This is a genomic window from Amycolatopsis granulosa, assembly GCF_011758745.1.
GTDB classification, from domain to species: Bacteria; Actinomycetota; Actinomycetes; order Mycobacteriales; family Pseudonocardiaceae; genus Amycolatopsis_E; species Amycolatopsis_E granulosa.
Window position 1 is genome coordinate 1,756,408 of the sequence record NZ_JAANOV010000001.1, and the last position, 25,310, is coordinate 1,781,717.

Below are 25,310 nucleotides of genomic sequence, written 5' to 3' on the forward strand. Positions count from 1 at the left end.
AGGACTCCGCTTCCGTGTCGGCTCGAGCGTGCTAGCACGGGGCTCACCCGCTCAGTCGCGGGTCAGCTTGCGGTGCGTCACCCGGTGCGGCCGGGCCGCGTCCGGGCCCAGGCGCTCCACCTTGTTCTTCTCGTAGCCTTCGAAGTTGCCCTCGAACCAGAACCACTTCGCCGGGTTCTCGTCGGTGCCCTCCCACGCGAGGATGTGCGTCGCGACGCGGTCGAGGAACCACCGGTCGTGCGAGATGACCACGGCACAGCCGGGGAACTGCTCCAGCGCGTTCTCCAGCGAGCCCAGGGTCTCCACGTCCAGGTCGTTCGTCGGCTCGTCCAGCAGGATCAGGTTCCCGCCCTGCTTGAGGGTCAGGGCCAGGTTCAGCCGGTTGCGCTCGCCACCGGAGAGCACACCCGAGGGCTTCTGCTGGTCCGGGCCCTTGAACCCGAATGCGCTGACGTACGCCCGCGACGGCATTTCGGTCTGCCCGACGTTGATGTAGTCGAGCCCGTCGGACACCACCTCCCACACCGTCTTGGCCGGGTCGATCCCCGCACGGTTCTGGTCCACATAGGACAGCTTGACCGTCTCGCCGATCTTGACCTCGCCGTCGTCCGGCTTCTCCAGCCCGACGATCGTCTTGAACAGGGTCGTCTTGCCGACACCGTTCGGCCCGATCACACCGACGATGCCGTTGCGCGGCAGCGTGAAGGACAGGTCGTCGATCAGGACGCGATCCTCGAAGCCCTTCTTCAGGTGCGAGACCTCGACGACCACACTGCCCAGCCGGGGCCCCGGCGGGATCTGGATCTCCTCGAAGTCCAGCTTGCGGGTGCGCTCGGCCTCCGCGGCCATCTCCTCGTAGCGGTCGAGACGGGCCCGCGACTTGGTCTGGCGCGCCTTGGCGTTCGACCGCACCCAGTCCAGCTCGTTCTTCAGCCGCTTGGCGAGCTTGGCGTCCTTCTTGCCCTGGACCTCGAGGCGTTCCCGCTTCTTCTCCAGGTACGTGGAGTAGTTGCCCTCGTAGCCGACGACCCGGCCGCGGTCGAGCTCCATGATCCACTGCGCGACGTTGTCCAGGAAGTACCGGTCGTGGGTGACCGCGAGGACGGCGCCGGGGTAGGTGGCCAGGAACTGCTCCAGCCACAGCACGCTCTCCGCGTCCAGGTGGTTGGTGGGCTCGTCGAGCAGCAGCAGATCCGGCTTGGACAGCAGCAGCTTGCACAGCGCCACCCGGCGGCGCTCACCACCGGACAGGTGCGTCACCGGCTCGTCCGGCGGCGGGCACCGCAACGCGTCCATCGCTTGCTCGAGCTGGGAGTCCAGCTCCCACGCGTCGGCGTGGTCGAGATCCTCCTGGAGCCGGCCCATCTCCTCCATCAGCTCGTCGCTGTAGTCGGTGGCCAGCAGCTCGGCGATCTCGTTGAAGCGGTCGAGCTTCACCTTGATCTCGCCGAGCCCCTCCTCGACATTGCCGCGCACCGTCTTGTCCTCGTTGAGCGGCGGCTCCTGCTGGAGGATCCCGACGGTCGCGCCGGGCTGGAGGAATGCCTCCCCGTTGCTCGGCTGATCGAGTCCCGCCATGATCTTCAGCACGGTGGACTTGCCGGCACCGTTCGGACCCACGACGCCGATCTTGGCGCCCGGGTAGAACGCGGTGCTGACATCGTCGAGGATGACCTTGTCCCCGACGGTCTTGCGCACCTTTTTCATGGTGTAGATGAACTCGGCCATACCCACGATCGTAGAGCCGGGTCAGCCGCGGCCGAACGCCGGTCACCGTCCCGCGACGCAGAGTCAACCCCCCGTCACCGTCAAGCACAGGAGTCGGTCACGGACCCTGGCCTCCGCCCGGCGCGGCGAGAGACGGCCGGGGCGCACGTACCGACCCGTTCTGCAGGGCTTCGACGGTGGCGCCGGAAGGGTCCCACGACGGGATCCCCGACGACACGGCGGGTTCGGGCCGCGGCGGCCGCCGCGGTGAGACATCGCAGTGGGCGAGATTGGGCCCGATCGCGAAAGCCTCGAGTTCGAGTTGAGCACCAGGCCCGCCGGTCTCCGGATCGCCGCCGTGCAGCCGGCCGTGGACCACCACCGGATCGCCGCGGCGCAACGCGCTCGCCACGGAAGACGCCAGGCCCCGCCGGCAGACGACCCGCACCGAGAACCGCCTGCCCGGCACCCATTCCTGTTTGTGCCGGTCGAACCGGCGCTCGTCGCTGCGCGCCCGGAAGATCGCCAGGTCGTGCCCGTCCTGTCCCACCCGCTTGACCGTGACGTCGCTGGTCATCGTGCCCACCAGGGTCACCATCATCTCCCCGATCGCCATCGCCGTGCTCCCTTCCTCGTCGTTCCCGGCCCGTCACCAGGGTGCCCGGGAAACACGCGATCGGAAGGGGGTGCGCGAAATCGGCGGAAATCTGTGGATGATTTCGAGCGGTGTGGACAACTCGCCGGGAAAACCGGCGATGTCGGCGAAACTGTCGCAGCGTCGTGCTAGGGGCGCGGCTTGCCCTGGTCCGCCATCTGCTTGAGCATCGCGTTGTAGGCCGCCAGCTCCTGCTCCCCGCTGGCCTCCTCCCGGCGGTCCTTCCGCTTCGCCTCCCGCGCGTCGGCCCGTGCCCACTGCAGGAGCAGCGCGATCAGCACCAGCAGCGCCGGCACCTCGCCCGACGCCCACGCGATCCCGCCGCCCAGCCGCTGGTCGGCCAGCAGATCGGACACCCACGGCAGGTGCAGCGCCCGGTAGAAGTTGTCGCCGATGACGGTCTGCTTCGACATCAGGATCACGCCGAAGAAGGCGTGGAACGGCATGGCTGCGAACATCATGCCGAGCCGTCCGAGGTGCGGCAGCCGCCGCGGCGCCTGGTCCACCCCGATCACCGGCCAGTAGAAGACGTACCCGGTGAGGAGGAAGTGGGCGTTCATCAACAGGTGCGCCCAGTGGAAATTCAGTGCCGCGCCGAACAGGCCGGAGAAGTACAGAACGTAGAACGAGCCGACGAACAGGACCAGCGCGACGACCGGATGGGTGAGCACGCGCGAAATCGGCGAATGCACTGCGGCGAGCAGCCATTCGCGCGGACCCGGCGGGGCGTCCCGGCCGGCCACGGGCAGCGCCCGCAGCGCGAGGGTCACCGGCCCGCCCAGCACGAACAGCACCGGCGCGACCATCGACAGGAGCATGTGACTGCCCATGTGCACGCTGAACATCGCCGGCGAGTAGCGCCCGATGCCGGACGACGTGGCGATCAGCAACACGAAGCACCCGCCGAGCCACGCCGCCGTCCGGCCCGCGGGCCATGCGATCCCCTTGCGCCGCAGCCGCCGCACACCTGCCAGGTAGGACACCGCCAGCACGATCGCCGCGGTGCCGAAGACCAGGTCGAACCGCCAGTCGAACAGCAGCCGCAGCACGGTGGGCGGGCCGGGCAGGTTGTAGCCGATGAGCAGTTCCGTCGTCGAGGGCTGCACGGCTTCCTGCGGCGGCGGGGTGCGGCCCAGCGCGGTGGCGATGCCGATGGTGACGAACATGATCAGCACCTCGACCGCGGCCAGGCGCAGCAGCTGCCCGCCGCCCTGGCCCTCGACCACCGCGCGCACACCGCGGGAACGTTGTTGCTGGCCGAACACCCCGAGCACGAGCAAGGCTACGATCTTGGCCACGACGAGCAGGCCGTACCCGGTGGTGAACAGGTCGGTCAGCGGCAGCCGGACCAGCGCGTTGATCACGCCGGACACCGCCATCACGATCCAGCACACCAGGGCGAGCCAGGAAAACCGGCGCGCGGCGAGCGCCAGGTGGTCGCCGCGCCGCCAGCCGAGGGCGAGCAGCGCGACCAGGCCGCCGACCCACAGCGACGCGGCCACCAGGTGGTAGAGCAGGCTGTTCGTGGCGAGGTCGTGGGAGCCACCGCTCGCGGAGTGCCCGGTCACCGCGACCGGGACGAGCCCGGCGAGGGACACCCCGAAGAGCACCGCGGTCCATCCCCAGGACAGTGCGAGGCGGCAGCCGAGCACCAGCAGCAGCGCGATGCCCGCGGTCCACAGCCAGGCCTTGGGCTGTTCGATCGCGTCGACGAGGTCGAGCAGGACCTGCGGCGAGAACAGCTCGGTGACCGGCTTGCCCGCCGCGTCCGCCGCGGTGAACAGGACCGAGGCGAGCGCCGCGAAGAACCACACCCACGCCGCGGTCCCCGCGGTGCGCAGGGCGGCGTACCCGTCCCGGTCCAGGACTCCGGACTTCTGCGGCGGCACCAGGAACGTCGCCAGCAGCAGCGAACCCACGCACACCACCGAGGCGGCGTCGGCGAGCACCCGCACCACACCGACGCCGTACTGCGTCACGAGGCCGGGGTCGGGCAGGCCCACGATCTGATAGGTGGCGCCGCCCGACAACGCGAGCAACGCGACGGCCACCACCGCCGCCAGCAACCCGCACACCAGCAGCAGCGGGAGAACACTCGCCCGGCGGGGGGTCGCGGGCTCGGAAACTTCGGAGGGCACGTGTCGAGGGTAGGCCCGCCTCAGACGGGCAGCTCGGCAGCCGCCCGTTCACGGTGACGTGCGCGACTCGCCCCCACCGCGGCCGGGGCGATCAACGCCGCCAGAACCGCGACCAGCACAAACGAAGCGGACAACGAGGTCACCTGAGCGATTCCGCCGATCAGCGGCGGGCCGGCCACGAAGCCGGTGTAGGCGACGGTGGTGACGAACGCGATCTCGCGTTCCCCGCCACTGCCGTCGGCCCGCTCACCGGCCGAACCGGCGAGGCTCAGCGCGACCGGGAACGCCGCGGCGAGTCCCGTGCCGGCCAGGACGAATCCGGCGAAGGCCGGACCCGCGGCCGGCACGACCGCCGAGGTCAGCAACCCCGCTCCGGCCACGACGGCGCCGGCCACGAGGGTGCGGGTGGCGCCGAAGCGGCGCTGCATCCAGGCGCTGCCCAGACGGGTCACCGCCATGGCGAGGGAGAACGCGGTGAAGGCCAGCGCGGCCGCACCCTGCCCCGCGCCGTGCTCGGTCACCAGCAGCAGCGCCGACCAGTCCGAGCTGGCCCCCTCCGCGACGGCGGAACACAGCGGCACCGCGGCCAGCAACCACAGCACCGGGCGGCGGGCCGGGGCCCTGCGGGCCCGGCGCACCGGCCGCTCCGCGCGGGGCGCCGATCGCGGCAGACCGCGGTGGACGAGGACCAGCACGAGCGCGGCCACGGCCGCGGCCAGGAGGAAGTGCCGGTCGGTTGGCCAGTGGCGGGCCGCGGCGAGCCCCGCGGCGGCCGACGCGACCAGGCCGCCGAAGCTGAATCCCGCGTGGAACACCGGCATGATCACCGTGCCGCGGCGCCGCTCCACGCTGACCCCGCCGACGTTCATCGCCACGTCCAGCGCGCCGCTCGCGAAGCCGAGCCCGAACAGGGCGATCGCGAGCGACGCGACCGACCCGACGAGCCCGGTCACCGCCAGCACGGCGCAGCTCAGCAGCGTCGAGACGACCATCACGCGGCGTGCCCCGAACCGCTCCGTCCAGCGCCCCGACAACGGAGCCGCCAGCAGCAGCCCGGCGGTGCCGCCCAGCAGCGCCAGCCCCAGCGTGCCGGGACCGGCCCCGGCCTGGTCCGCGAGCGCGGGCACCCGCGGCGCCCACGATCCGTAGACCGCGCCGTTGAGCGCGAACACCACGAACACCGACGCCCGGTCACTGATCCCGATCACCTCTCCCACAATGACTTAAGCGCTTCAGAACGTCAACCGGGTTTCTGGTCCGTCTACACTCCCGCGCATGACCGGTACCCGTCGGCGGCGCCCGACGCTGGACGACGTCGCCACCGCCGCGGGTGTCTCGCGGGCGACCGTGTCCAACGCGTACAACCGTCCCGACCAACTCTCCGCCGACCTGCGCAACGAGGTGCTGCGGGTCGCGAAACGGCTCGGCTACGCGGGCCCCGACCCGATCGCGCGGAGCCTGGCGACCCAGCGCACCGGGGCGATCGCGTTCATGCTCGACACCGGGTTGTCGGCGGCCTTCTCCGATCCGGCGCTGTCGATCACCCTCGACGCGCTGGCGAGCCGGGTGGACCCGGAAGGGCACGCGCTCCTCCTCCTGCCCGGCGGGCACGACGGCGGGCCTCGGGCCGACCGGGTGCTCGCGGCCCAGGCGGATCTCGCGGTGGCCTACTCCCTGGCGGACAACGCACCGGCGCTGCGAGCGGTCAAGCAACGCGGACTGCCGCTGGTGGTGATCGACCAGCCGATCGTGCCCGGCGCGGCGCGGGTGTCGACCGACGATCGCGGCGGCGCGGCGGTCGCGGCCCGGCACCTGCTGGAACTGGGACACCGGCGGTTCGCGATCCTGTCCGCGCAGTGCCTGTCCGAACCCCGGGGCGGGCCCCTGACGGCCGCCGAGGCCGCGCGGAGCCGGTTCCGGGACAACCGGGAGCGGCTCGCCGGCTACCTGGAGGCACTGGAGGCGGCCGGCATCGCCCCGGACGCGGTGCCGATCTGGGAGGTGTCCGGGGTGTCCCGCGACGCGGCGATGCCCGGCGCGGCCCGTCTGCTCGACGACGAGCCGACCGCGATGCTGTGCATGTCCGACGAACTGGCGCTCGCCGCGCTCGCCGTCGCGCGGCAACGCGGCCTGCGGGTGCCCCGGGACCTGTCCGTCGTCGGGTTCGACGACACCCCGCCGGCCGCGTGGTCGGATCCGCCGCTGACGACCGTGCGGCAGGACCTGGTGCGCAAGGGGCAACTGGCCGGGGAGCTGGCCCTGCGCCTGCTCGCCGGTCATCGGCCGCCGGGGGCGACCACATTGGACGTCGAGCTGGTGGTGCGCGGTTCCACCGGGCCCGCCAAATAGCAGAGAAATCCTCCCTTCGGCAAGAACCGGTTTCCGGACCTGTGGACAAGTGCGTCCCCGGGTCCCCGATCGAGTTAACGGGAACTACTTATCCACAGAAGTAGAAATGCCCGCTGACAAGATCGCCGGGACACGCCACTGTGGAACCCGGAACAGCCAAGTGCGGCCACCACACGCCACTCACAGGGGAGATGACAAATGTTCGGGATAGTTCGCGCGTACCTGCCGAAGGCGCTCGTTCTGGCCGCGATCGGATTGCTGACCACCGGAGGAATCGCCGAAGCGGAAACTGCTCCGGCCGTTCCCAACGGCTGCGAGCAGGGCGAATTCTGCGCGTGGTCCGGCGGGCTCTACGGCGGTACGGTGCAGTTCCTCGACCTCCGCACGGCCAATCCCGGCGAGTGCATCCCGCTCGGCGGGGCCACGCGGTCCTTCGTCAACCGGCTGGACCGCGAAGTGACCGTGTACCAAGGCCAGGACTGCTCCACCGAGGGCGACTTCAGCACGTACCCGGGCCACGGGACGTTCGTTCCGCAGGCGCCGTTCGTGGTGCGCGCCATCCAGATCTGGGACCACTAGCCCGGATTGCCGCAGACGGGACCAGTTGTCCGCTCGCTCCTGGGGACGTGAGTCCGAGCGGCGACCGGTCCGGGATCCGCATCCGCGGTTCCCGTCCGCGGGCGCGGCGCGGGCACACGTCGCGCCCGCGGATCCTCACCCGTGTTGGAGCAGCTCGTTGTCGATTCTCGCCGGCTGGTCGGCGGTGGTCGTCCTGACGTCGCTGCCTGCGAAGGTGCAGGCGTGCAGGGCACTTTCGAGGAACTGGCCGCGGAAGCGTGGGTCGGCACCGACGGGAAAGCGGGTCCCTTCCGGTTGCGAGGGACAGGCGACCACTGCCCCGAAGCCGCAGCACGCAACCTCGGACAACGCCCTCACCGGCGCCTACTCCGTGTCGACTGTCGATCTGGCGGCCCGGACACGGCGTGCTGTGAACCGGTGACGGCGGCTGGGAGATGACCGGCCCCGCGTCAACCGCTGACGTGGTCGCCTCGCTGGTCAGGTGCGCTCGCGGAAGGGGTTGAGCTCCTCGGGTGGGACGGCCGCCGCGGGGCGGGTGAGGATCGCACGGATACGGGCCGGGTCGACCTTCGGCGTTCGGTCCGCGGTGAGCAGGCCGTTGCGTTCCTGCTCGGTGTCGGTCAGCTGGGTGTAGCAGAAGCCGGCGATCGCGGGTGAGGCGAGAACGGTGGTGACGAGCTGCTCCAGGCGGGCGACCAGGTCTTCGTCATCCGTCACGGTGGAGTAGCCGAACCACTTCTCATCCTCGGCGGGAACGAAGGACAGGCCGCCGAACTCGGTCAGCATGACCGGGCGGCCGGGTGCGGCGGCGTCGAGCAGGAGGCGACGACCACCGGGACGTCCGTTGGTCACGGTGTCGTGCACGGCGTCGGGATCACCGTAGCGAGTGGACAGTGAGGTGCCGGCGGGGGCGTAGTCGTGCACGCCGACGATGTCGGCCTCCGGGGTCTCCCAGCCGTCGTTGCCGATCACCGGCCGGCTCGGATCGACGCTCTTGGTGAGGTGGTAGAGGGAACGCGCGAAGTGGGCCTGGGCCCGGTCCACGGCGATGTCCGGGACGCCCCAGCTCTCGTTGACCGGTACCCAGGTGACGATGCAGGGATGGCTGCGGTCCCGGCGCAGGATCTCCAGCCATTCCCGGGTCAGCCGCTCAACGGCTTCCGGAGCGAACTCGTAGGCGTTCGCGGTCTCACCCCAGACCAGCAAACCGAGGCGGTCGCACCAGTAGAGGAACCGGGGGTCCTCGGCCTTCTGGTGCACCCGGACACCGGTGAAGCCGAGCTCCTTGACGAGCTCGACCTCCCGGCGCACCGCGACCGCGTCCGGCGCGGCGAGGTGCGACTGTGGCCAGTAACCCTGTTCCAGAACCATCCGCGGGAAGTACGGGAGGTGATTGAGGAGGAAACGGCCATCGGCAACACCGACATCACGCAGGCCGAGATAGCTCGACACCGTATCGGTGGGCGCTTCGGCGCCGTGCAGTTCGACCGCGGCGTCCACCAGCACGGGATTCTCCGGAGACCACAGCAGCCGGTGCCGGTCCTGTCCGTGCCGCAGCGCGGGTACGGCGACGTCGAACCGGAACCGCCGCCGGTCGACCCGCACGGACTGTTCGGCCAGGATTTCGTCGCCGAGCCGCAACGCCACGCGGATCGTGACGGCCTCCGCGGGTGCCACGGAGAGCTCGCCCTCGCAGACGACGGATGCCCGGCTGATGTCCGGCGTCCAGTGCAGATCACGCACATGCAGATCGGGCACGACTTCCGCCCACACCGGCTGCCAGATTCCGGTGGTGCGGTGGTACCAGATGTCGTGCGGTTCGGGATGCCAGTCCTGCTTGCCCCTGGGCTGAGTGCCTTCGTCCGGCCGGTCCTCCGCCCGCAGGACGACGACCTGCGGACCGTCCGCCCGCAACGCCTGAGTGATGTCGAAGGAGAACGGTGTTTGCCCACCTTGGTGGCCGCCGACGGGATTTCCGTTGATCCACACCGATGCCGCGTAGTCGACCGCGGCGAAGTGCAGGATCAGGCGGTGCCCGTGCGGGATCGGCGGGGCATCGAACTCACGCCGGTACCAGACGACGGCGTGCGGTTCGGTCACGTGCACGCGGGAGAGCTCCGATTCCGGCGGGTACGGCACGGTGATCGTCCGGTCGAACGGTTCCGCCTCGGCGAACCACCGGTCGGCGAGGCCGCGGTCGCCGTCGTCGAACGCGAAGCCCCAGGTGCCGTCCAGTTCGAACCACTCGGGCCGGACGAGTTGCGGTCGCGGGCACAGGCGGTCCGGGTCGGCGACGATCATGGCGAGAACCCTACGACAGGAAGGAGGGTCGAGCATGGCGCCATGAGCTGGTGAACACCGTGCTCCGGTCGGCGGGCCGCCTGCGAAAGGATTCCGCGATCGAATGACGGGCTTCCTCGCCCAGCACGATGATGTCGGGTCTGTCGCCGGGCGGGGGCCGGTGGTGCGGTGGTGAGCGGCGTCCGGGGCGAGAGGCGACGTGCGGAGCAGCGGGGTGATGGTGCTGGCCCGGTGCGGCATCGCGGGACGGGCTGGGGCTGGTGAGGCCGATGGCCGGCAGAGCCACGGGACGTGCGCTGACGGCGTGCCCACCCCGGGTCACGCCTCAGGTCCCCCCGGCGAACGACCCGTCGGCTGCTGGGCGTGCCTCGGCGGGACGTCCGTAGGCGCGGCCGTCGTTGCTGCGCTGGAGCAAACCTTCGTCGACGAGGAAGCGGCGGAGCGCGGCGTGGTCGTCGTGGATGGGCGCGAGCTTCTCGCGAACCTCGCGCTCGGTGTAGATCCGGCCGGGCTCGAACTTCCCGGCGAGTTCCGTGAGCAGGGCTTGACGCAGCTTGCCCGGCCGTGGGATCGCCGTGAGCCGTCCGCGGCGGAACAGCGCATCGACCGGATCGGCCGGGCGCCTCGCCAGCGCATCGCGGAAGGCTCCGGGAACGGCCCGGTAGCGCCCCTCCGCAAGGGTGACCAAGCCGGCTGAGACGAGCCGGTTCGCGAGCTTCGCCGTACGCCGGTCGTCGGCGGGCAGGCCGTCGGGCTCCGTGCAGATCCTGGCGAAGAGCATCAGACGTTCGGGGTCCGCCAGCGCGGAAACCAGCGCTTCCGGTGATGCCATGGCCCCGACCGTACCGCCGGTCGCGCCGCCGGTGAACCCGTTTTCCTGATCACTCCCGGGGCACCGGCAGCCCCGCCGAGGAGGCGCACGCGCTGCCCGCCGGGCAGGGCCCGCCCAACGCGGCCGGACAACGGGCGCACACCTCGGCCGCCGGCCGACCGGGCGGGGTGCCTGCGTCGACCGCACTCGCTCGCCCGGCGACTCGTCACTCCCGCGCTCAGCTGGACCGGTCCGCACTACGGTCACCCGCAGATCTCCGGGCCGGCACTCCAGCGGCGGCAGTGTCCGCGCCGAGCGCCGACCGCCAGGCCCACCGGGCCGGTACGCCGCCGGGCAGGGACATCCGCCGGGCAGGGACATCCGCCGGGCAGGGACATCCGCCGCCACCCGCGACGCGCCCGCCGGCCGTGTGGTGTCAGTCCCGGACGTCGGCGACGACGCAGCTGATGTTGTCCGGTCCGCCGCCCGCGTTGGCGAGCTCCACCAGCCGCCGCACCGCTTCGTCCGGCTCGGGCACCGTGCCCAGGACCTCGCTGAGCTGGGCCGGTGACACGACGTCCGACAGGCCGTCCGAACAGATCAGGTACCGGTCGCCGGCCCGGGCATCCAGCACGAACAGATCCGGCTCCGGCTCCCCGGCGCCCTGCAGGGCCCGCGTCAGCACCGACCGCTGCGGGTGGCTCACCGCCAGTTCCGGGGAGATCCGCCCCTGGTCCACCAGCTCCTGCACCACCGTGTGGTCCCGCGTCACCTGCACCAGCTCGCCCTCGCGCAGCCGGTACGCGCGGGAATCGCCCACGTGCGCCACGGCGAACGAATCCCCGTTCCACGCCAGGACCGTCAGTGTGGTCCCCATGCCCTGCAGCCGGCTGTCCTCCTCGACGAGCGCCCGCAACCGGCGCCCCGCATCGGACACCGCACCCGCCAGCGCCTCGACATCGACCTTCGCCGACTCGGCCGCCGCGCGCTCGTCCAGGGCGGCGATCGCGGCGACCGCGCCCGAACTGGCGACCTCACCGGCGACGTGGCCGCCCATCCCGTCGGCGACCGCGAGCAGACGCGGACTGGTGTAGACCGAGTCCTCGTTCGCTTCGCGTCGCTGCCCGACGTCGGAAGCCACGGCGTAGGAAATCGTCAGCGGCCCAGGTTCCATACGTGAAGTAAAGCAGCGGCCCGCGAAGACCGGCACAGCCTCACCCCGTCCGAGGCGCCATGCGCCACAATCGCGGGGTGTGGTTCGCCGTCCTGGGTCCGGTCGAGGTGCGCTCCGCGGCCGGGAACCCGGTGCCCCTCGGCGGGCCACGGCCGCGCTCCCTCCTCGCACTCCTGCTGCTCGACGCGGGTCGCGTCGTCGGCACCGGCCGGCTCATCGACGGCCTCTACGGCGACGACCCGCCGGGCGACGCGGCCAATGCGCTACAGGCACAGGTGTCCCGGCTGCGCCGCAAGCTCGGCGACGAAGCACGCATCGAGTCGCACCCGGCGGGCTACCGGCTCGCTGTCGACCCGGACCACGTCGACGTCCACCGCTTCACCCAGCTCGCCGTGGCGGGCCGGCAAGCCCTCGCCGCCGGCGACCACACCCGTGCCGCGCGGCTCCTGCATGAGGCCCTCGCCCTGTGGCGCGGCCCGGCGCTGGCCGATGTCCGCGACGCGCCCTTCGCCGGAGCGCAGGCCGTCCGGCTGGACGAGCTGCGCACCGCGGCGATCGAGGACCGTGCGGAAGCCGACCTGGCCCTCGGCGAGTCCCGGGACGTGGTCGACGAGCTGACCGCGCTGTGCGCCGCCCACCCCCTCCGCGAGCGGCCGCGTGTCCTGCTCATCCGCGCGCTCGCGGCCGGCGGGCGCCAGGCCGAGGCACTCACCGTCTTCGCGGACGCTCGCCGCGCGCTCGCCGACGAGCTGGGCGCCGACCCGTCGCCGGAACTCGCCGCCGCCCACCTCGCGGTGCTGCGCGCCGATCCGGCGCCGGAACCACCGAAACTCCCCGCCCAGCTCACCAGCTTCGTCGGCCGGGAACCGGAACTGGCTCGCATCGCCGCTCTGCTGGCGGACAACCGCCTGGTCACGCTCACCGGTCCCGGTGGCGCGGGCAAGACCCGGCTGGCCGTCGAGGCCGGCAGCCACGCCGACGGCGACGTGTGCTTCGTGGACCTGGCGCCCGTCGCGAGCGGCACCGAGGTCGCCCAGGCCGTCCTCACCGCGCTCGGCCTGCGGGAGACCGGGCTGTTCCCCGCCGCGGCCGCGCCGGATCCGGTCGACCGCGCGGAGGTGGCCCTGACCGACCGCCGCGTACTGCTGATCTTCGACAACTGCGAGCACGTCATCACCGGCGCCGCCAAGCTCGTCCACCGGCTGCTCGCGGCCAGCCCCGGGCTGCGGGTGCTCGCCACCAGCCGGGAACCGCTGGGCATCACCGGTGAGGCGTTGTGCCCGGTGCCGCCGCTGGCGTCGCCGCCGCCGGGTACGGCCGCCGACGAGGCTCTCGGCTACGAGTCGGTGCGGCTGTTCGCCGAGCGCGCAGCGGCGGTGCGGCCCGGGTTCCGGCTCGACGACCGGACCGCACCACAGGTGCTGCGGATCTGCGCGGCGCTCGACGGGTTGCCGCTGGCGATCGAGCTGGCCGCGGCCCGCCTGCGGACCCTGCCGCTGGACCAGCTCGAGTCCCGGCTCGGCGACCGGTTCCGCCTGCTGTCGAAGGGCAGCCGCACCGCCGCGCCCCGGCACCAGACGTTGCGCGCGGTGGTCGGCTGGAGCTGGGACCTCCTCGAACCGGACGAACGGGACCTGGCGCGGCGGTTCGCTGTCTTCGCGGGCGGCGCGACCGCGGATGCCGTCGCCGGCGTGTGTGGACTGTCCGAAGCGGACGCCGAGGACCTCCTTGACAGCCTTGTCGACAAGTCTCTCGTGGAGTTCTCCGGGGACCGGTACCGGATGTTGGAGACGATCCGGGCGTTCAGCGCGGAGCGACTGGACCAATCGGGCGAACGCGAAAGACTCGCCCGCGCGCACGCCGAGCACTTCCTCGCGCTCGCCCGCACCGCCGACCCCCACCTGCGCCGCAGCGAGCAGATCGAGTGGCTCGCGCGGCTGACCGCGGAGCGGGCGAACCTGAACGCCGCTCTGCGCTGGGCGGTCGATGCGGACACCGCGCTGGCACTGCGGCTGGTCGGGGCGCTGTCGTCGTACTGGCGGCTGCAGGGTGTGCGGACGGAGATCGCGCCGCTGGCGGTGCGCCTGCTCGCCAACCTCGGCCCCGAACCGCTCACCGAGGTCGGGGAGCTCATGGAGGAATACACGCTCGCCGTGCTCAACGCGGCACCCGCGGAGCCGCCCGGGCTGGACGAGCACCTGCGCCGGGTGGAGTCGATCATGAGCTCGCTGCGCTGGCCGGTGCGGCAGCCGTACCTGCTGGTCTACTGGGCGTTGTTCGCCGGACCACCGGCCCCTGGGCGCCGGCCGACCGAGCTGGAGCTGGCGATGTCGGGCGATGCCGATCCCTGGTTCGGCGCGCTGCGGGACTTCTCCCTCAGCTACCTCCAGCTGTTCAACGGGGACATCGCGGGCGCCGAGCAGACCTTCCACCGGGCGCTGGAGTCGTTCCGCACCGTTGGCGACCGGTGGGGCGCGGCGCAAGTGCTCGACGGGCTTGCCGAGCTCGCGGACCTGCGCGGGGACCGGGACCGGGCGCTGGCGCTGGTGGACGAGGCGATCGGCCTGCTCGGCGAACTCAATGCGACGGAGGAACTGGCCGAGCTGACGCTGCGGCGAGCGGACCGGCTGCTGCGCGACGGCGACCTGAGCGACGCGGAAGCCGGCTACCAGCGCGGCGCGGACCTGGCGCGGCGGGCCGGCGCCTCGACGCTGCTCGCGCTGGCCGAGCGCGGGTTCGGCGATCTGGCGCGCCGTCGTGGGGACTTCGCGCCTGCGCGGGCCCGGTACGAACGCGCGCTGCGCGGGCTGGGCGCGGACTGGCAGAGCGGCGCGGCCAGCGCCCAGACGCTGACCGCGCTCGGCCGGCTCGCCGAGGCCACGGGCGACCTGGACGAGGCCCGGGCGCGGCACCGGCGGGCGCTCGGGATCACCCTGGCACAGCACTTCCGGTCGAACATCGCCGACGCCCTGGAGGGGCTGGCGGGGACCACCTTGCTCGACGGCGATCCGGACACCGCCGCCGAGCAGCTGGGGATGGCGGTCGCGCTGCGTGGCGTGGCCCGGCGGGGCGACCAGGACGTGGCAGCGGTCGCGGCGCGGTGCCGGCACCTGCTCGGCGCGGACGCCTACGCCGCCGCCTACGACCGCGGCGCGGCGATGCCGTACGACGAAGTCCTCGCCCGGCTGGAACCCCTCGCGGATCCACCGAGCCCCGAAGCTCGGTGAGCTCAGAGACCGTAGTCCTTCAGCCGGAGGGTGTTGGCCGCCTTCAGGGTGAGCTTGTCGAAGACCCCGGAGAACAACCGGGTGGTCAGCAGCCGGTGCGACTGGTTCCGCAGCCACAGCCCGCGCGCCGTCCGGGGCGCGAGGAACGGACCGGTGCCCTTGGCCTGCTTGGCGCCCGCCTCGGCGGCCGGGCGCACCTCCGACTCGTACCGCGGGAACGCGACGGTGTGGTCCCCGCCCGCCGCCGCCAGCTCCCCGGCGAGCACGTGCGCGGCCATCATCGCCAGGCCGGTCCCGCCGCCGCCCGGTCCGACGCCCCAGCCCGCGTCGCCCACCAGAGCCACCCGGCCGCTCGTGTAGGCGGGCAGACAGATGTGCGCGAGCTCGTCGAAGTACAGGTCGTCCACGTCGCGGAGGGCGGCCAGCAGCCGCGGCACCTCCCAGCCGACCCCGGCGTAGACCTCGGTGATGAGCCGCTTCAGCTGGGCCTCGTCCTTGCGGTCGTAGTTCAGCCCGTTCGCGGCGAACACGAAACCGACGCTCGCGGGGCCGTCCGGGTCCTGCGCCGCGTACGTCACGCCCCGGCCGGGCACGTTGTAGATCAGCCCGGCGTGGTCGAGGAGCAGGTGGTTCGGCACGCTGCACCCGGCGCAGACGTAACCCATGTCCGTCCGGAACCGCGACTCCGGCCCGAACGTCAGTGCCCGCACCGCCGAATGCAGGCCGTCGGCACCGACGACCAGGTCCACGGTGCGTGGCGCGCCGTGCGCGAAAGTGACCTCGACCGCGGATCCGGTGTCGGTCAGCGCCGTGATCCAGTCGCCGAAGACGTACTCGGTGTCGGCACGGGTCGCCTCGTACAGCACGCGGCTCAGGTCGCCGCGCTGGATCTCGACCTCACCGCTGATCATCGATGCCGGCAGGCTCGCGACGCGGTTCCCGGACGCGTCCAGGATGTGCTGCTCCCCCATCGACGTCCGCCGCGCCCGGACCTCCTCCAGCAACCCCATGCGGCGCAGGACCTCCATCTGCTCACCGCGGAAGTCCACGGCCTGCCCGCCCTCGCGCAGCGCGGGTGCCCGCTCCACCACCGTCGTCGAGTAGCCCAGGCGGTTCAGCCAGAAGGCCACGGACGGCCCGGCGATGCCGGCACCGGAGATCAGCACGGTCTTGCTCATGGTCGCTCTCCTCGTCGTCTCGGATGAGGTGAGCTTCGCCGGGCGCGCTGACCGTCGGCTGACGGTCCGCTGACCGGGTGACCCGCCGCGGTCAGCGGACGCGCGTTACCCTGCTGCCGTGCTGGTGCTGCTGCCTCCTTCGGAGACCAAGGCCGCCGGTGGGGACGGGCCGCCGCTGGATCTCGGCGCGCTGTCGTTTCCCGACCTGAACCCGCTGCGCCGCAAGCTGGCCGACGCGCTGACGGACCTGGCGGGCAACGTTCCGGAAAGCCGGAAGGTCCTCGGTTTGTCAGCGAGGCAGGTGGACGAGGTGGCGCGCAACGCCGCGCTGTGGACCGCGCCCACCCTGCCCGCGCTCGAGCGGTACACCGGGGTGCTCTACGACGCACTCGGGTACGCCTCGCTGCGTTCCGCGGCCCGGGCCAGGGCGGATCGCCGGCTCGCGGTCGCCTCGGCGTTGTTCGGTGTCGCCCGCGGCACCGACCGCATCCCGGCCTACCGGCTCTCCGGCGGCACCACACTGCCCGCGCTGGGCAGCCTGCGCTCGCTGTGGCGCCCGGTGCTCGAACCCGCACTGGCCGAAGTGGACGGTCTGGTCGTGGATCTGCGTTCCGGCGCGTACGCCGCGCTGGCTCGCGTCCCGCACGCGATCACCGTCCGCGTGGTCTCGGCGAGCGGTCAGACCGTCAGTCACTTCAACAAGGCGTACAAGGGAAAGCTCGCCGCCGCGCTGGCGACCGCCGGGCGCGAACCCTCCACAGTGGAGGGGCTGATCGGCACCGCCGAGCGCGCCGGGATCACCCTGGACCGGGTTGGCGAGCAGGAGCTGGAGCTGGTCACCGACCGGTGAACCGGTCCGGCCGGTAGGGCGCCAGGTCCACCGGCACCTCCTCGCCGAGCGCGAGGGCGGCGACGAGCCGTCCGGCGAACGGTCCCACGGTGAGCCCGCCGGGACCGAAGCCGGTGGCGAGCAGCACGTCCGGGCGGTCCTCGAGCGGCCCGAGCAGCGGCAGGCCGTCCGGCGAGGCCGGCCGGAACCCGATCCGCGTTTCCAGCAGGGTCGCCTCCGCCAGCCCGGGCGCGACGGTCAGCGCGTGGTCGAGCACCTCCCGCTGGCCGCCCGCGGTGATCCGGTGGTCGAAGCCGGAACCGGTCTCGCGGGTGGCGCCCGCCACGACCCGCGAACCGGGGAAGGCCAGCAGGTAGTGGCTGGACACCGGCAGCACCACCGGCCAGTGCGCGGTGTCCACCCCGGGCAGCTCGAAGTGGCTGATCTGGCCGCGCTGCGGCGCCACCGGCACCGACGGCAGCAGCTCACCGGTCCACGCGCCCGCCGCGACGACGACCCGGTCGGCGCCCAGCTCCTCACCGGCGACCCGGACACCGCCGGGCGTCAGCTCCGCCGCTCCCGCGACGATCCGCGCGCCCCGCGTCACCGCCGCGCCGAGCAGCGCCTGCCGGAGGCGTCGTCCGTCCACCCGGCCGCCGCCGGAGACGTGCACGGCGGCCAGCTCGGGCGCCAGGGCCGGGAACAGCTCGCGGGCCTGCGCGGGATCGAGCCGGGTGACCTCGCCCGCGGCCGGCTGGCCGGCGGCACGCTCACCGACCCGGCGGTACGCCTCGTCCAGTTCGGCCTCGTCGGCCGAGACCACCATGCCGCCGACGACCTCGAACGAGGTGTCCCCCGCACCGTCCTCGGCGAGCTGGGCCAGCAGTTCGGGGTAGTAGGCCGCCGCGGACGCGGCGAACCGGTACTCGTCGTCGCCCCGGCGGCTGGTCCACGGGCACACGATCCCCGCACCGGCGGACGTCGCCACTCCCTCGCGGGCGGCGTCGACCACGACCACCTCGGCGCCGCGACGAGCGAGCTGGTGTGCGGTACTCGCCCCGGCAATCCCGGACCCGATCACGATGACGCGCATGCCCGTCAGTCTGCCCGAGAAAACCGGTTGCGGCCGCGGTTGCGCCGCGGGCAGGATCATGCGCACGCCGGTGCGCTGGGCCCGGTGGTGAGCGAAGGAGGTGTGTCGTGTCGGTCGTTGTCCCGGGCTGTGCCGTCACCGTCTTCACCGTCTTCACCACCCGTCCCGCCCCACCCGCCTGATCCCGGCGCCGGTGGGGCAACCGCATCCAGGAGACCCACCAGTGCGCCAGCACGATTTCGAAGACTTCACGCCCCGTCGCCGACGTTCGCGGTTCGACGACGAGATCAACCCGGTCCGCCGTGGCCGCCTCACCGAGGGCGAGCGGGAGCGGCTCGCCCGCCTGCGTGAGGACGCCTACGCCGAGCCCGAGATCCCGGGCGGCGCCGACCGCTACTCCACCTGGGACAGCGCCGAGCACGGACCGCGCCCGCACCCGGTGTGGGTGGTCACCGACCTGGCCGCCGTCGACACCGAGCTCGGTGTCCTCAAGACCGGCAAGGAAGCCGACGTGCACCTGCTGCGCCGGGGCCTGCCCGGCGGTGGCCCGGAATGCCTGCTCGCCGCGAAGCGTTACCGCTCCAGCGAGCACCGCCAGTTCCACCGCGACTCCGGCTACCTGGAAGGCCGGCGCATGCGGCGGTCGCGGGAGAACCGGGCCATCGCACAGCGGACGTCGTTCGGCCGCAACCTCATCGCCGAGCAGTGGGCGGCCGCCGAGTTCGCCGCGCTCAGTCGGTTGTGGACCATGGGCGCGCCGGTGCCGTACCCGGTGCAGCGGGACGGCACGGAACTGCTGCTGGAGTTCGTCGGTGACGCCGACGGCACCGCGGCGCCGCGCCTGGCCCAGCTGCGGCCCGAGCCGGACGAACTGCGCGACCTGTGGTTCCAGACACTCGGAGCGCTCGACGCCCTGGCGTCGGAAGGGCTCGCGCACGGCGACCTCTCCGCCTACAACATCCTCGTCCGCGACGGCCGGATCGTGCTGATCGACCTGCCGCAAGTGGTCGATGTGGTGGCGAATCCGGGCGGAGCCGAGTTCCTCACCCGTGACGTCCGCAACATCGCCGCGTGGTTCGCGGCACGAGGACTGCAGGTGGAGACCGATGAGACGGCCGCAGACCTGCGGGAGCGGGCGGGGCTGACGTGAAGGCCGCTCCGGTCTTCAGGTAGTGTGATCACAGTCCGCAATCGGGCGACGTGAATTCGGGTCGCCCCCTTCCTGGGACGCGGACATACCACCGATGGCGCAGCCGCGCCGGGTTCGTCCATGTGAAAGCCCGCCGAACTTGTTCTTCCGCCTGCCTGCGCGCAGGCACACCGGGCCTCCCTTGCGACGTACCACCACGTCCGAGAGGCAGTGCGTGAGCATCACCCTTGAGTCCACTTCCACCGTGCAGTCGTTTGCCGACCTGAACCTGCCCGAGCCACTGCTCGGCGCGTTGCGCAAGGCCGGCATCGACGCACCCTTCCCGATCCAGTCGGCGACCCTGCCGGACGCGCTCGCCGGGCGCGACGTGCTCGGCCGGGCGCAGACCGGGTCCGGGAAGACCCTCGCCTTCGGGCTGGCCCTGCTGGCCCGCCTCGACGGCGGCAAGGCCCGGTCGCGGAAGCCCCGCGGCCTGGTCCTCGTGCCCACCCGCGAGCTGGCCCTCCAGGTCAGCGACGCGCTCACCCCGCTGGCCCGCGCGCTGGGCCTGTGGTGCCGGACCGCCGTCGGCGGGATGGCCTTCCCCCGGCAGGCCGACGCGCTGCACCGCGGCGTGGACCTGCTGATCGCCACACCGGGCCGTCTGTCGGACCACGTCCGGCAGGGCACCGCGGACCTCGGCGAGGTCCAGTTCGTCGCCATCGACGAGGCCGACCAGATGGCCGACATGGGCTTCCTGCCCCAGGTCCGGGAGATCCTGGACCTGACCCCGGCGGACGGGCAGCGGCTGCTGTTCTCCGCGACGCTGGACGGTGACGTCGGGCAGCTGGTCAACCGCTACCTGCACGACCCGGTGGAGCACTCGGTCGCGCCGGCCACGGCCAGCGTCGACACGATGGACCACTACGTGTTCCAGGTCTCCCGCCAGGAGAAGCAGTCCGTCATCACCGAGATCGGTGCCCGCGAAGGCCGCACGATCATGTTCGTGCGCACCAAGCACCACGTCGACCGGTTGACCGACCGGCTGCGTGAGCGCGGGGTGCGGGCCGGTGCGCTGCACGGCGGCAAGTCGCAGGGCCAGCGCAACCGGGTCCTGCAGGACTTCCGCGACGGCCACACCACGGTGCTGGTCGCCACGGACGTCGCCGCTCGCGGCATCCACGTCGACGACGTCAGCCTGGTGCTGCACGTCGACCCGGCGGCCGACCACAAGGACTACCTGCACCGCGCCGGCCGCACCGCGCGTGCCGGGGCGTCCGGCACGGTCGTCACGCTGATCACCCCGGACCAGCGGCGCACCGTGCGCCGGATGACCGACCAGGCCGGCGTCCGCGCCGACCAGCTGGTGGTCCGTCCCGGTGACGCGAAGCTGGCCGACATCACCGGCGCCCGCGAGCCGAGCGGTGTTCCGGTGGTCGAACGTCCGCGTGACACCGCGCCGCGGCGAAGTGGCGCGCGTGGTTTCGGTGGGCCGCAGCGCCCGCGCCGTAGTGGCTATGGCGACCGCGACCGTGGGCACAGCGGCGGATACCGGCAGGGGCGTCCGAGCCGCGGCCCGCGCCGCAGCACGCCGTCCGCCGGCTGACCCGGTGCACTGAGAACCGCCGCGACCCGATCCGGGCCGCGGCGGTTTTCGTTGCGGGTTGTGCCGGGCTGGGGTTCGACCCACCCTCAGGCGGGCTGTTCGGCGAGTGCGGCGGCGTAGGCGGCACGCAGCTCGGCGAACACCGACTCGCGGCCCGCCGGGCGCGGGATCCCCAGGTGCTGCTCGCGCAGTTCGTCCATGAACTCGTCCCACAGCGCCGGGCCGCCGCGCTCCAGCAGCTCGGCCCGGACGGCCAGCTCCCGGGTGACCGGCAGGTGCCGGCGGCCCCACGCGCCGAGGTGGGCCATGATCGGCACGAGCTGGATCGCCGGCTCGGTCAGGCTGTAGATCACCTTCTGCTTGTGCGCCGGGTCCGGGGCACGCGTCACCAGGCCCAGCCGCGTGAGCCGCTGCAACCGAGACGCGAGGATGTTCGACGCGATCCGCTCCTCCGAGTTGTGCAGCAGCTCGCGGAAGTGGCGCCGGTTACCGAACATCATGTCCCGGATGACCACCAGGGACCACTTGTCCCCCAGCACCTCGACCGAGAGGTTGATCGGGCAGCCCGACCGGCGTTCGTCCGTCACATCCCACCCCCTTCCGCTTGCAGTTTACAACCGGTTCTCCGTGCCTTACAGTTCCCAAAACCGGTTGCAACTCGCAATCAGTGCAGGAGGCGATGATGAGCACGGTGTACAGCAATCTGAGCGTGTCGGCGGACGGGTTCCTGGCGGGGCCGCGGCAGAGCCGGGAGAACCCGCTCGGCGAAGGTGGTCTGGCCCTGCACGAGTGGCACCTGGAGCGGGCGGCGGACAACCGGGCCGAGGCCGACACGATCGTGGACGCCGGCGCGTTCGTCATGGGACGCAACATGTTCGGCCCGGTTCGCGGCGAGTGGGACGAGGACTGGCGCGGCTGGTGGGGCGAGGAGCCGCCGTACCACGGGCCGGTGTTCGTGCTGACCCACTTCCCGCGTGAGCCGGTGGTCATGGCGGGCGGCACGACGTTCCACTTCGTCACCGACGGCATCGAGTCCGCGCTGACGCAGGCCCGCGCCGCGGCCGGGGACCGGAACGTCTCGATCGCCGGAGGCGCGTCCACCGTGAACCAGTTCCTGGCCGCGGGGTTGCTCGATGAGCTGCGCCTGCACATCGCCCCGATCGTGCTCGGCGAGGGCGAACGGCTCTTCGCGGGCGTGCGCGGTCTGGACCTGGAGGCCACCTCGTCACGCACCGGGGCGCGCGCCATCCACGTGACCTACCGCATCCGGCGCTAGACCTCGAACAGTTCGAAGGTGCAGGCGAGCGGCACCCCGATCGACTCACCCGCGGCGGCCGCGAACCGCCGCAGGAACGGCTCGGGTTCGGCCATGTCGCCGCCCAGTGCGGCCAGGTACGCCCTGTGCTCGCGCAGCGAAGCGACGGCCAGGTCGAACGTGCCGGTGATGTCCACGGCGTGCGTCGGTGCGGGCGAACCGCTCACCGCGATCCACCGCACGCCGCCCCACGGGTCGAGCCCCAGATCGCGGAACAGCCAGCGGTTGGCCGCGTCCCGGACCGCGTCCAGCGTCGCCGCGCCGACGTGGCGGTGGTCGGCCATGTTGAACCCGCCACCGTCGAACGTGTCGCGGTGGTTGATCGTCACGACCAGCTCCGGACGGTGCCGTCGGATGGCCGCGGCGATGTCGCGCCGCAGCGGGATCCCGTTCTCGATGAGGCCGTCCGGGTGGTCCAGGAACTCGACCTCCTCGACGCCGACGACCCGGGCCGCGGCCAGTTGCTCGCGCGTGCGCAGCGGCCCGGCCTCCTCGGGCGGCATGCTGTCGATCCCGGCCTCGCCGCGCGAGGCGAGCAGGTAGACCACGGACTTCCCCTGACGCGTCCACCGCGCGATCGCCCCGGCGGTGCCGTACTCGAGATCGTCGGGATGGGCGACCACCGCGAGTGCCCGGTTCCAGTTCTCGGGCATCGCGGCCGGTCTCGTCTCGGTCATGGCCCCTCCACTGTCCGGCCCGGGTGCGGTGCGACACTGCGTCACGTGAACGTACCGGCACCCTCCCCAGGGCAGGTTTTCGACTGGCTCGACGTCGCGGCGGAGAAGCGCGCTGCTGCCGGACTGACCCGCCGGCTGCGGCCGCGCGGAGCCACCTCCAGGGAGCTGGATCTCGCCGGGAACGACTACCTGGGCCTGGCCCGCGACAAGCGGGTGGCCGGTGCGGCCGCCGCGGCCGCGCTGCGCTGGGGAGCGGGCGCGACGGGTTCCCGGCTGACCACCGGGTCGACGGAGCTGCACACGGAACTCGAGTACGAGCTGGCCCGGTTCTGCGGCGCGCAGGCCGCGCTGGTGTTCTCCTCCGGGTTCACGGCCAACCTGGGCGCCGTGACCGCGCTGTCCGGCACCGAATCGGCGATCGTCAGCGACAAGCACGTCCACGCCTCGCTGATCGAGGGCTGCCGGCTGTCCCGCACGGATGTCGCCGCGGTCAACCACGGAGATCCGGCTGCGGTCGAGCACGCCCTCGCGACGCGCCGCAAGCCTCGCGCGCTGGTGGTGACCGATTCGGTGTTCTCGGTCGACGGCGATCTCGCCCCGCTGCGCGAGCTGTCCCGGGCGTGCCGCGAGCACGGCGCGGCACTGCTGGTCGACGACGCGCACGGGTTCGGGGTGCTCGGCGACGGCGGCCGGGGCGGGGTGCACGCGGCCGGGCTGGCCGGTGAGCCGGACGTGGTCACCACGATCAGCTTGTCCCACTCCCTCGGCGCGCAGGGCGGCGCCGTCCTCGGGCCGCGCCGGGTGATCCGCCACCTCGCCGAAACGGCCCGCAGCTTCGTCTTCGGCACCGGCCTCGCCCCGGCCGGCGCGGCGGCGGCGCTGGCCGCGCTCGGGGTGCTCAAGTCCGAGCCCGGCCTGCCGGAGAAAGCCCGCACCCACGCGGTGACGCTGGCGAACGGGCTCCGCACGGCCGGGTTGCGGGTGAGCAGCCCGGAGGCCGCGGTCGTGTCGGTGCAGGCGCCCTCGGCCGAGGCGGCCGCCGAGTGGGCGGGCCACTGCGCCGAGCAGGGCGTGCTGGTCGGCTGCTTCCAGCCGCCGTCGGTCCCCGACGGTGTGTCCCGTCTGCGCCTGACCGCCAGGGCCGACCTCGCGGAGTCCGATGTGGACACCGCGGTGAAGGTGATCAGCGAGTCGGCACCAGCCGGCGTCGCATCCTGATGTGCGGAATGCCGTCCTCGTCGAACTCGTCACCCTCGGCGACGTAGCCGAACTTCTCGTAGAAGCCGCGGGCGTAGGTCTGGGCGTCGAGCACGCTGTCGGCGTCGCCGACCGAAATCAGCGCCGCTGTCATGAGCCGGGCGGCGAGCCCCCGACCCCGCGCCCGCTGCGCGGTGACGACCCGGCCGATGCGCTGGACCCCGTCGCCTTCGTCGAGAACGCGGAGGTAGGACTCGACGCCGTCCGGCCCCTCGATCCAGAAGTGCCGGGTCGTCGGGAGCAGATCCCGGCCGTCCAGCTCCGGATACGGGCAGTTCTGCTCCACGACGAACACATCCACCCGGAGCCGGAGGATGTCGTACAGCTGCTGCGTGGTGAGGTCCGTTCCGCGGACACCGCTGTCGGGGTTCACGAACTCCTGACTACCAGAACACGAGCCGCGACGACCCGGCTTCGCTGCGAATCTCGCCGGCGTAGGTCAGCACCCGCGTGTACACGCCCGGCTTGCCCGGCCGCGCGCAGCCGTCGCCCCACGACACCAGCCCGATCAGCGTGTCGCCGACGACCAGCGGGCCGCCCGAGTCGCCCTGGCACGCGTCCACCTGGCCCTGCGGGTAACCGGCGCACACCATCGAGCGGGAGTCGTAGTTGGAGTAGCTGGCCGCGCAGCCGGCGTCGCCGATCACCGGCACCTCGGCCTTGCGCAGGTAGTCCGAACGCGCGCCGCCGTCGGCGGTGCGGCCCCAGCCCAGCACGGTCGCCTGCGTGCCCTCGGCGTAGAGCGAGTCGTCCGCGGGCAGGTTCACGGGCCGGTAGGGCAGGCTCTGGGCCAGTTTCAGGACCGCGACGTCGTCGCCCTTGCCGGGATCGGAGAAGGAGTCCGGCACCCACACCTCACGCACCGGCACGACCTTGCCGTCGTTCGTGCGCTTGTCCTGGCGGCCGGCCACGACCCGCAGGTCCGACCGCTGCACGGCCTTGGCGCAGTGGGCCGCCGTCGCGACCGCCGTCGAGCTGACGAGGACACCGCCGCAGAACTGGTTGCCGCTCTTGTCGGTCAGGTACACCGCGTACGGGTAACTGCCGATGGACGCCTCGCTGCCACCCACGATGTTCGGGCGGGCGCCGCTGCTCGGCATGGCCACCGCGGCCACCGGCAGGAAGGCGGCGGCTGCGATCGCCGCGGTCAGCGCCAGGCGGAACTTGCGGTCGCGTCGACGGTGCTTCGCCATGCGCGCTCCCTTCGAGAAGGCTGGTGGTCCCCCGGTGGCACATCTCGTCGCCGGCCGACTCCGGACCGTGAGATTGCCGCACATACAGTAAT

General features: G+C 72.4%; 21 protein-coding genes. 8 read left to right on the forward strand and 13 right to left on the reverse strand.

Translation table 11 applies throughout. The features are described 5' to 3' along the window. Positions 1–51 precede the first annotated feature (51 nt). The 4 genes from ettA to FHX45_RS08465 all read right to left on the reverse strand — a co-directional run bounded on the left by ettA (position 52) and on the right by FHX45_RS08465 (position 5,699). Complete coding sequence (ettA, locus tag FHX45_RS08450) at positions 52–1,728, reverse strand: energy-dependent translational throttle protein EttA (RefSeq protein ID WP_167098358.1); 1,677 nt, start codon at positions 1,726–1,728, stop codon at positions 52–54. Positions 1,729–1,825: 97 nt separating this feature from the next. Then, the gene (locus FHX45_RS08455; RefSeq protein ID WP_167098361.1) at positions 1,826–2,323 is read right to left on the reverse strand and encodes a single-stranded DNA-binding protein; all 498 of its coding nucleotides are present in this window, start codon (positions 2,321–2,323) and stop codon (positions 1,826–1,828) included. 167 nt (positions 2,324–2,490) lie between these two features. Then, positions 2,491–4,500 (reverse strand): cytochrome c oxidase assembly protein, encoded by a 2,010-nt coding sequence (locus tag FHX45_RS08460; protein ID WP_167098364.1) that lies wholly within the window; start codon positions 4,498–4,500, stop codon positions 2,491–2,493. Between the two features lie 20 nt (positions 4,501–4,520). Continuing rightward, positions 4,521–5,699 carry an MFS transporter gene (locus FHX45_RS08465; RefSeq protein ID WP_167108620.1) on the reverse strand — a complete coding sequence of 393 codons (1,179 nt, stop codon included), beginning with the start codon at positions 5,697–5,699 and terminating at the stop codon, positions 4,521–4,523. 76 nt (positions 5,700–5,775) lie between these two features. Here FHX45_RS08465 and FHX45_RS08470 point away from each other — a divergent pair, with 76 nt between their 5' ends. Together FHX45_RS08470 and FHX45_RS08475 are read left to right on the forward strand one after the other, a co-directional pair. Beyond that, on the forward strand, positions 5,776–6,849 hold the full coding sequence (locus tag FHX45_RS08470; protein WP_167098367.1) for a LacI family DNA-binding transcriptional regulator: 1,074 nt from the start codon (positions 5,776–5,778) through the stop codon (positions 6,847–6,849). 198 nt (positions 6,850–7,047) lie between these two features. Further along, positions 7,048–7,428 (forward strand): peptidase inhibitor family I36 protein, encoded by a 381-nt coding sequence (locus FHX45_RS08475; protein WP_167098370.1) that lies wholly within the window; start codon positions 7,048–7,050, stop codon positions 7,426–7,428. A gap of 477 nt (positions 7,429–7,905) precedes the next feature. Here the strand turns inward: FHX45_RS08475 and FHX45_RS08480 are convergent, their stop codons facing one another. The 3 genes from FHX45_RS08480 to FHX45_RS08490 all read right to left on the reverse strand — a co-directional run bounded on the left by FHX45_RS08480 (position 7,906) and on the right by FHX45_RS08490 (position 11,714). Further along, entirely contained in the window at positions 7,906–9,729 is a 1,824-nt protein-coding gene (locus FHX45_RS08480) for a sugar-binding domain-containing protein (RefSeq protein WP_167098373.1), read from the reverse strand. Positions 9,730–10,054: 325 nt separating this feature from the next. After that, positions 10,055–10,561, reverse strand: a complete 507-nt coding sequence (locus FHX45_RS08485) for a DUF2087 domain-containing protein (protein ID WP_167098376.1) — start codon at positions 10,559–10,561, stop codon at positions 10,055–10,057. A 415-nt stretch (positions 10,562–10,976) separates the two neighbouring features. Further along, on the reverse strand, positions 10,977–11,714 hold the full coding sequence (locus FHX45_RS08490) for a PP2C family protein-serine/threonine phosphatase (RefSeq protein ID WP_167098379.1): 738 nt from the start codon (positions 11,712–11,714) through the stop codon (positions 10,977–10,979). 77 nt (positions 11,715–11,791) lie between these two features. Between FHX45_RS08490 and FHX45_RS08495 the strand changes: the two genes are divergently transcribed. Further along, on the forward strand, positions 11,792–14,941 hold the full coding sequence (locus FHX45_RS08495; protein ID WP_341771394.1) for an AfsR/SARP family transcriptional regulator: 3,150 nt from the start codon (positions 11,792–11,794) through the stop codon (positions 14,939–14,941). Between the two features lie 2 nt (positions 14,942–14,943). Here the strand turns inward: FHX45_RS08495 and FHX45_RS08500 are convergent, their stop codons facing one another. Then, a complete protein-coding gene (locus tag FHX45_RS08500) occupies positions 14,944–16,119 on the reverse strand; it encodes an FAD-dependent monooxygenase (RefSeq protein ID WP_208405851.1) in 1,176 nt (391 codons plus the stop codon). Between the two features lie 118 nt (positions 16,120–16,237). On the opposite strand from FHX45_RS08500, the gene yaaA reads away from it, so the two are divergent. Further along, positions 16,238–16,969, forward strand: coding sequence for a peroxide stress protein YaaA (gene yaaA, locus FHX45_RS08505; protein WP_167098386.1), 732 nt, complete (start codon positions 16,238–16,240; stop codon positions 16,967–16,969). Here yaaA and FHX45_RS08510 read toward each other — a convergent pair. Beyond that, a complete protein-coding gene (locus tag FHX45_RS08510; protein WP_167098389.1) occupies positions 16,956–18,041 on the reverse strand; it encodes an NAD(P)/FAD-dependent oxidoreductase in 1,086 nt (361 codons plus the stop codon). The two genes, yaaA and FHX45_RS08510, sit on opposite strands and share 14 nt — an antisense overlap. 223 nt (positions 18,042–18,264) lie before the next feature. Between FHX45_RS08510 and FHX45_RS08515 the strand changes: the two genes are divergently transcribed. Further along, positions 18,265–19,191, forward strand: coding sequence for an RIO1 family regulatory kinase/ATPase domain-containing protein (locus FHX45_RS08515; RefSeq protein ID WP_167098392.1), 927 nt, complete (start codon positions 18,265–18,267; stop codon positions 19,189–19,191). A gap of 214 nt (positions 19,192–19,405) precedes the next feature. Further along, the gene (locus FHX45_RS08520; RefSeq protein ID WP_167098395.1) at positions 19,406–20,776 is read left to right on the forward strand and encodes a DEAD/DEAH box helicase; all 1,371 of its coding nucleotides are present in this window, start codon (positions 19,406–19,408) and stop codon (positions 20,774–20,776) included. An 86-nt stretch (positions 20,777–20,862) separates the two neighbouring features. Here FHX45_RS08520 and FHX45_RS08525 read toward each other — a convergent pair whose 3' ends face one another. Next, entirely contained in the window at positions 20,863–21,363 is a 501-nt protein-coding gene (locus tag FHX45_RS08525; protein WP_167098398.1) for a winged helix-turn-helix transcriptional regulator, read from the reverse strand. A 95-nt stretch (positions 21,364–21,458) separates the two neighbouring features. Here FHX45_RS08525 and FHX45_RS08530 point away from each other — a divergent pair, with 95 nt between their 5' ends. Further along, positions 21,459–22,052, forward strand: coding sequence for a dihydrofolate reductase family protein (locus FHX45_RS08530; RefSeq protein WP_167098401.1), 594 nt, complete (start codon positions 21,459–21,461; stop codon positions 22,050–22,052). On the opposite strand, the gene FHX45_RS08535 is transcribed toward FHX45_RS08530, so the two are convergent. Next, on the reverse strand, positions 22,049–22,768 hold the full coding sequence (locus FHX45_RS08535) for a PIG-L deacetylase family protein (RefSeq protein WP_167098404.1): 720 nt from the start codon (positions 22,766–22,768) through the stop codon (positions 22,049–22,051). The two genes, FHX45_RS08530 and FHX45_RS08535, sit on opposite strands and share 4 nt — an antisense overlap. Positions 22,769–22,813: 45 nt before the next feature. Here FHX45_RS08535 and FHX45_RS08540 point away from each other — a divergent pair, with 45 nt between their 5' ends. Further along, positions 22,814–23,986: an 8-amino-7-oxononanoate synthase gene (locus FHX45_RS08540; RefSeq protein ID WP_341771395.1), complete on the forward strand. Its 1,173-nt coding sequence runs from the start codon at positions 22,814–22,816 to the stop codon at positions 23,984–23,986. Here the strand turns inward: FHX45_RS08540 and FHX45_RS08545 are convergent. Both FHX45_RS08545 and FHX45_RS08550 read right to left on the reverse strand, forming a co-directional pair. After that, entirely contained in the window at positions 23,952–24,398 is a 447-nt protein-coding gene (locus tag FHX45_RS08545) for a GNAT family N-acetyltransferase (protein WP_167098409.1), read from the reverse strand. The genes FHX45_RS08540 and FHX45_RS08545 overlap by 35 nt on opposite strands. 10 nt (positions 24,399–24,408) lie before the next feature. Further along, the gene (locus tag FHX45_RS08550; protein ID WP_167098414.1) at positions 24,409–25,218 is read right to left on the reverse strand and encodes a S1 family peptidase; all 810 of its coding nucleotides are present in this window, start codon (positions 25,216–25,218) and stop codon (positions 24,409–24,411) included. Positions 25,219–25,310: the final 92 nt, after the last annotated feature.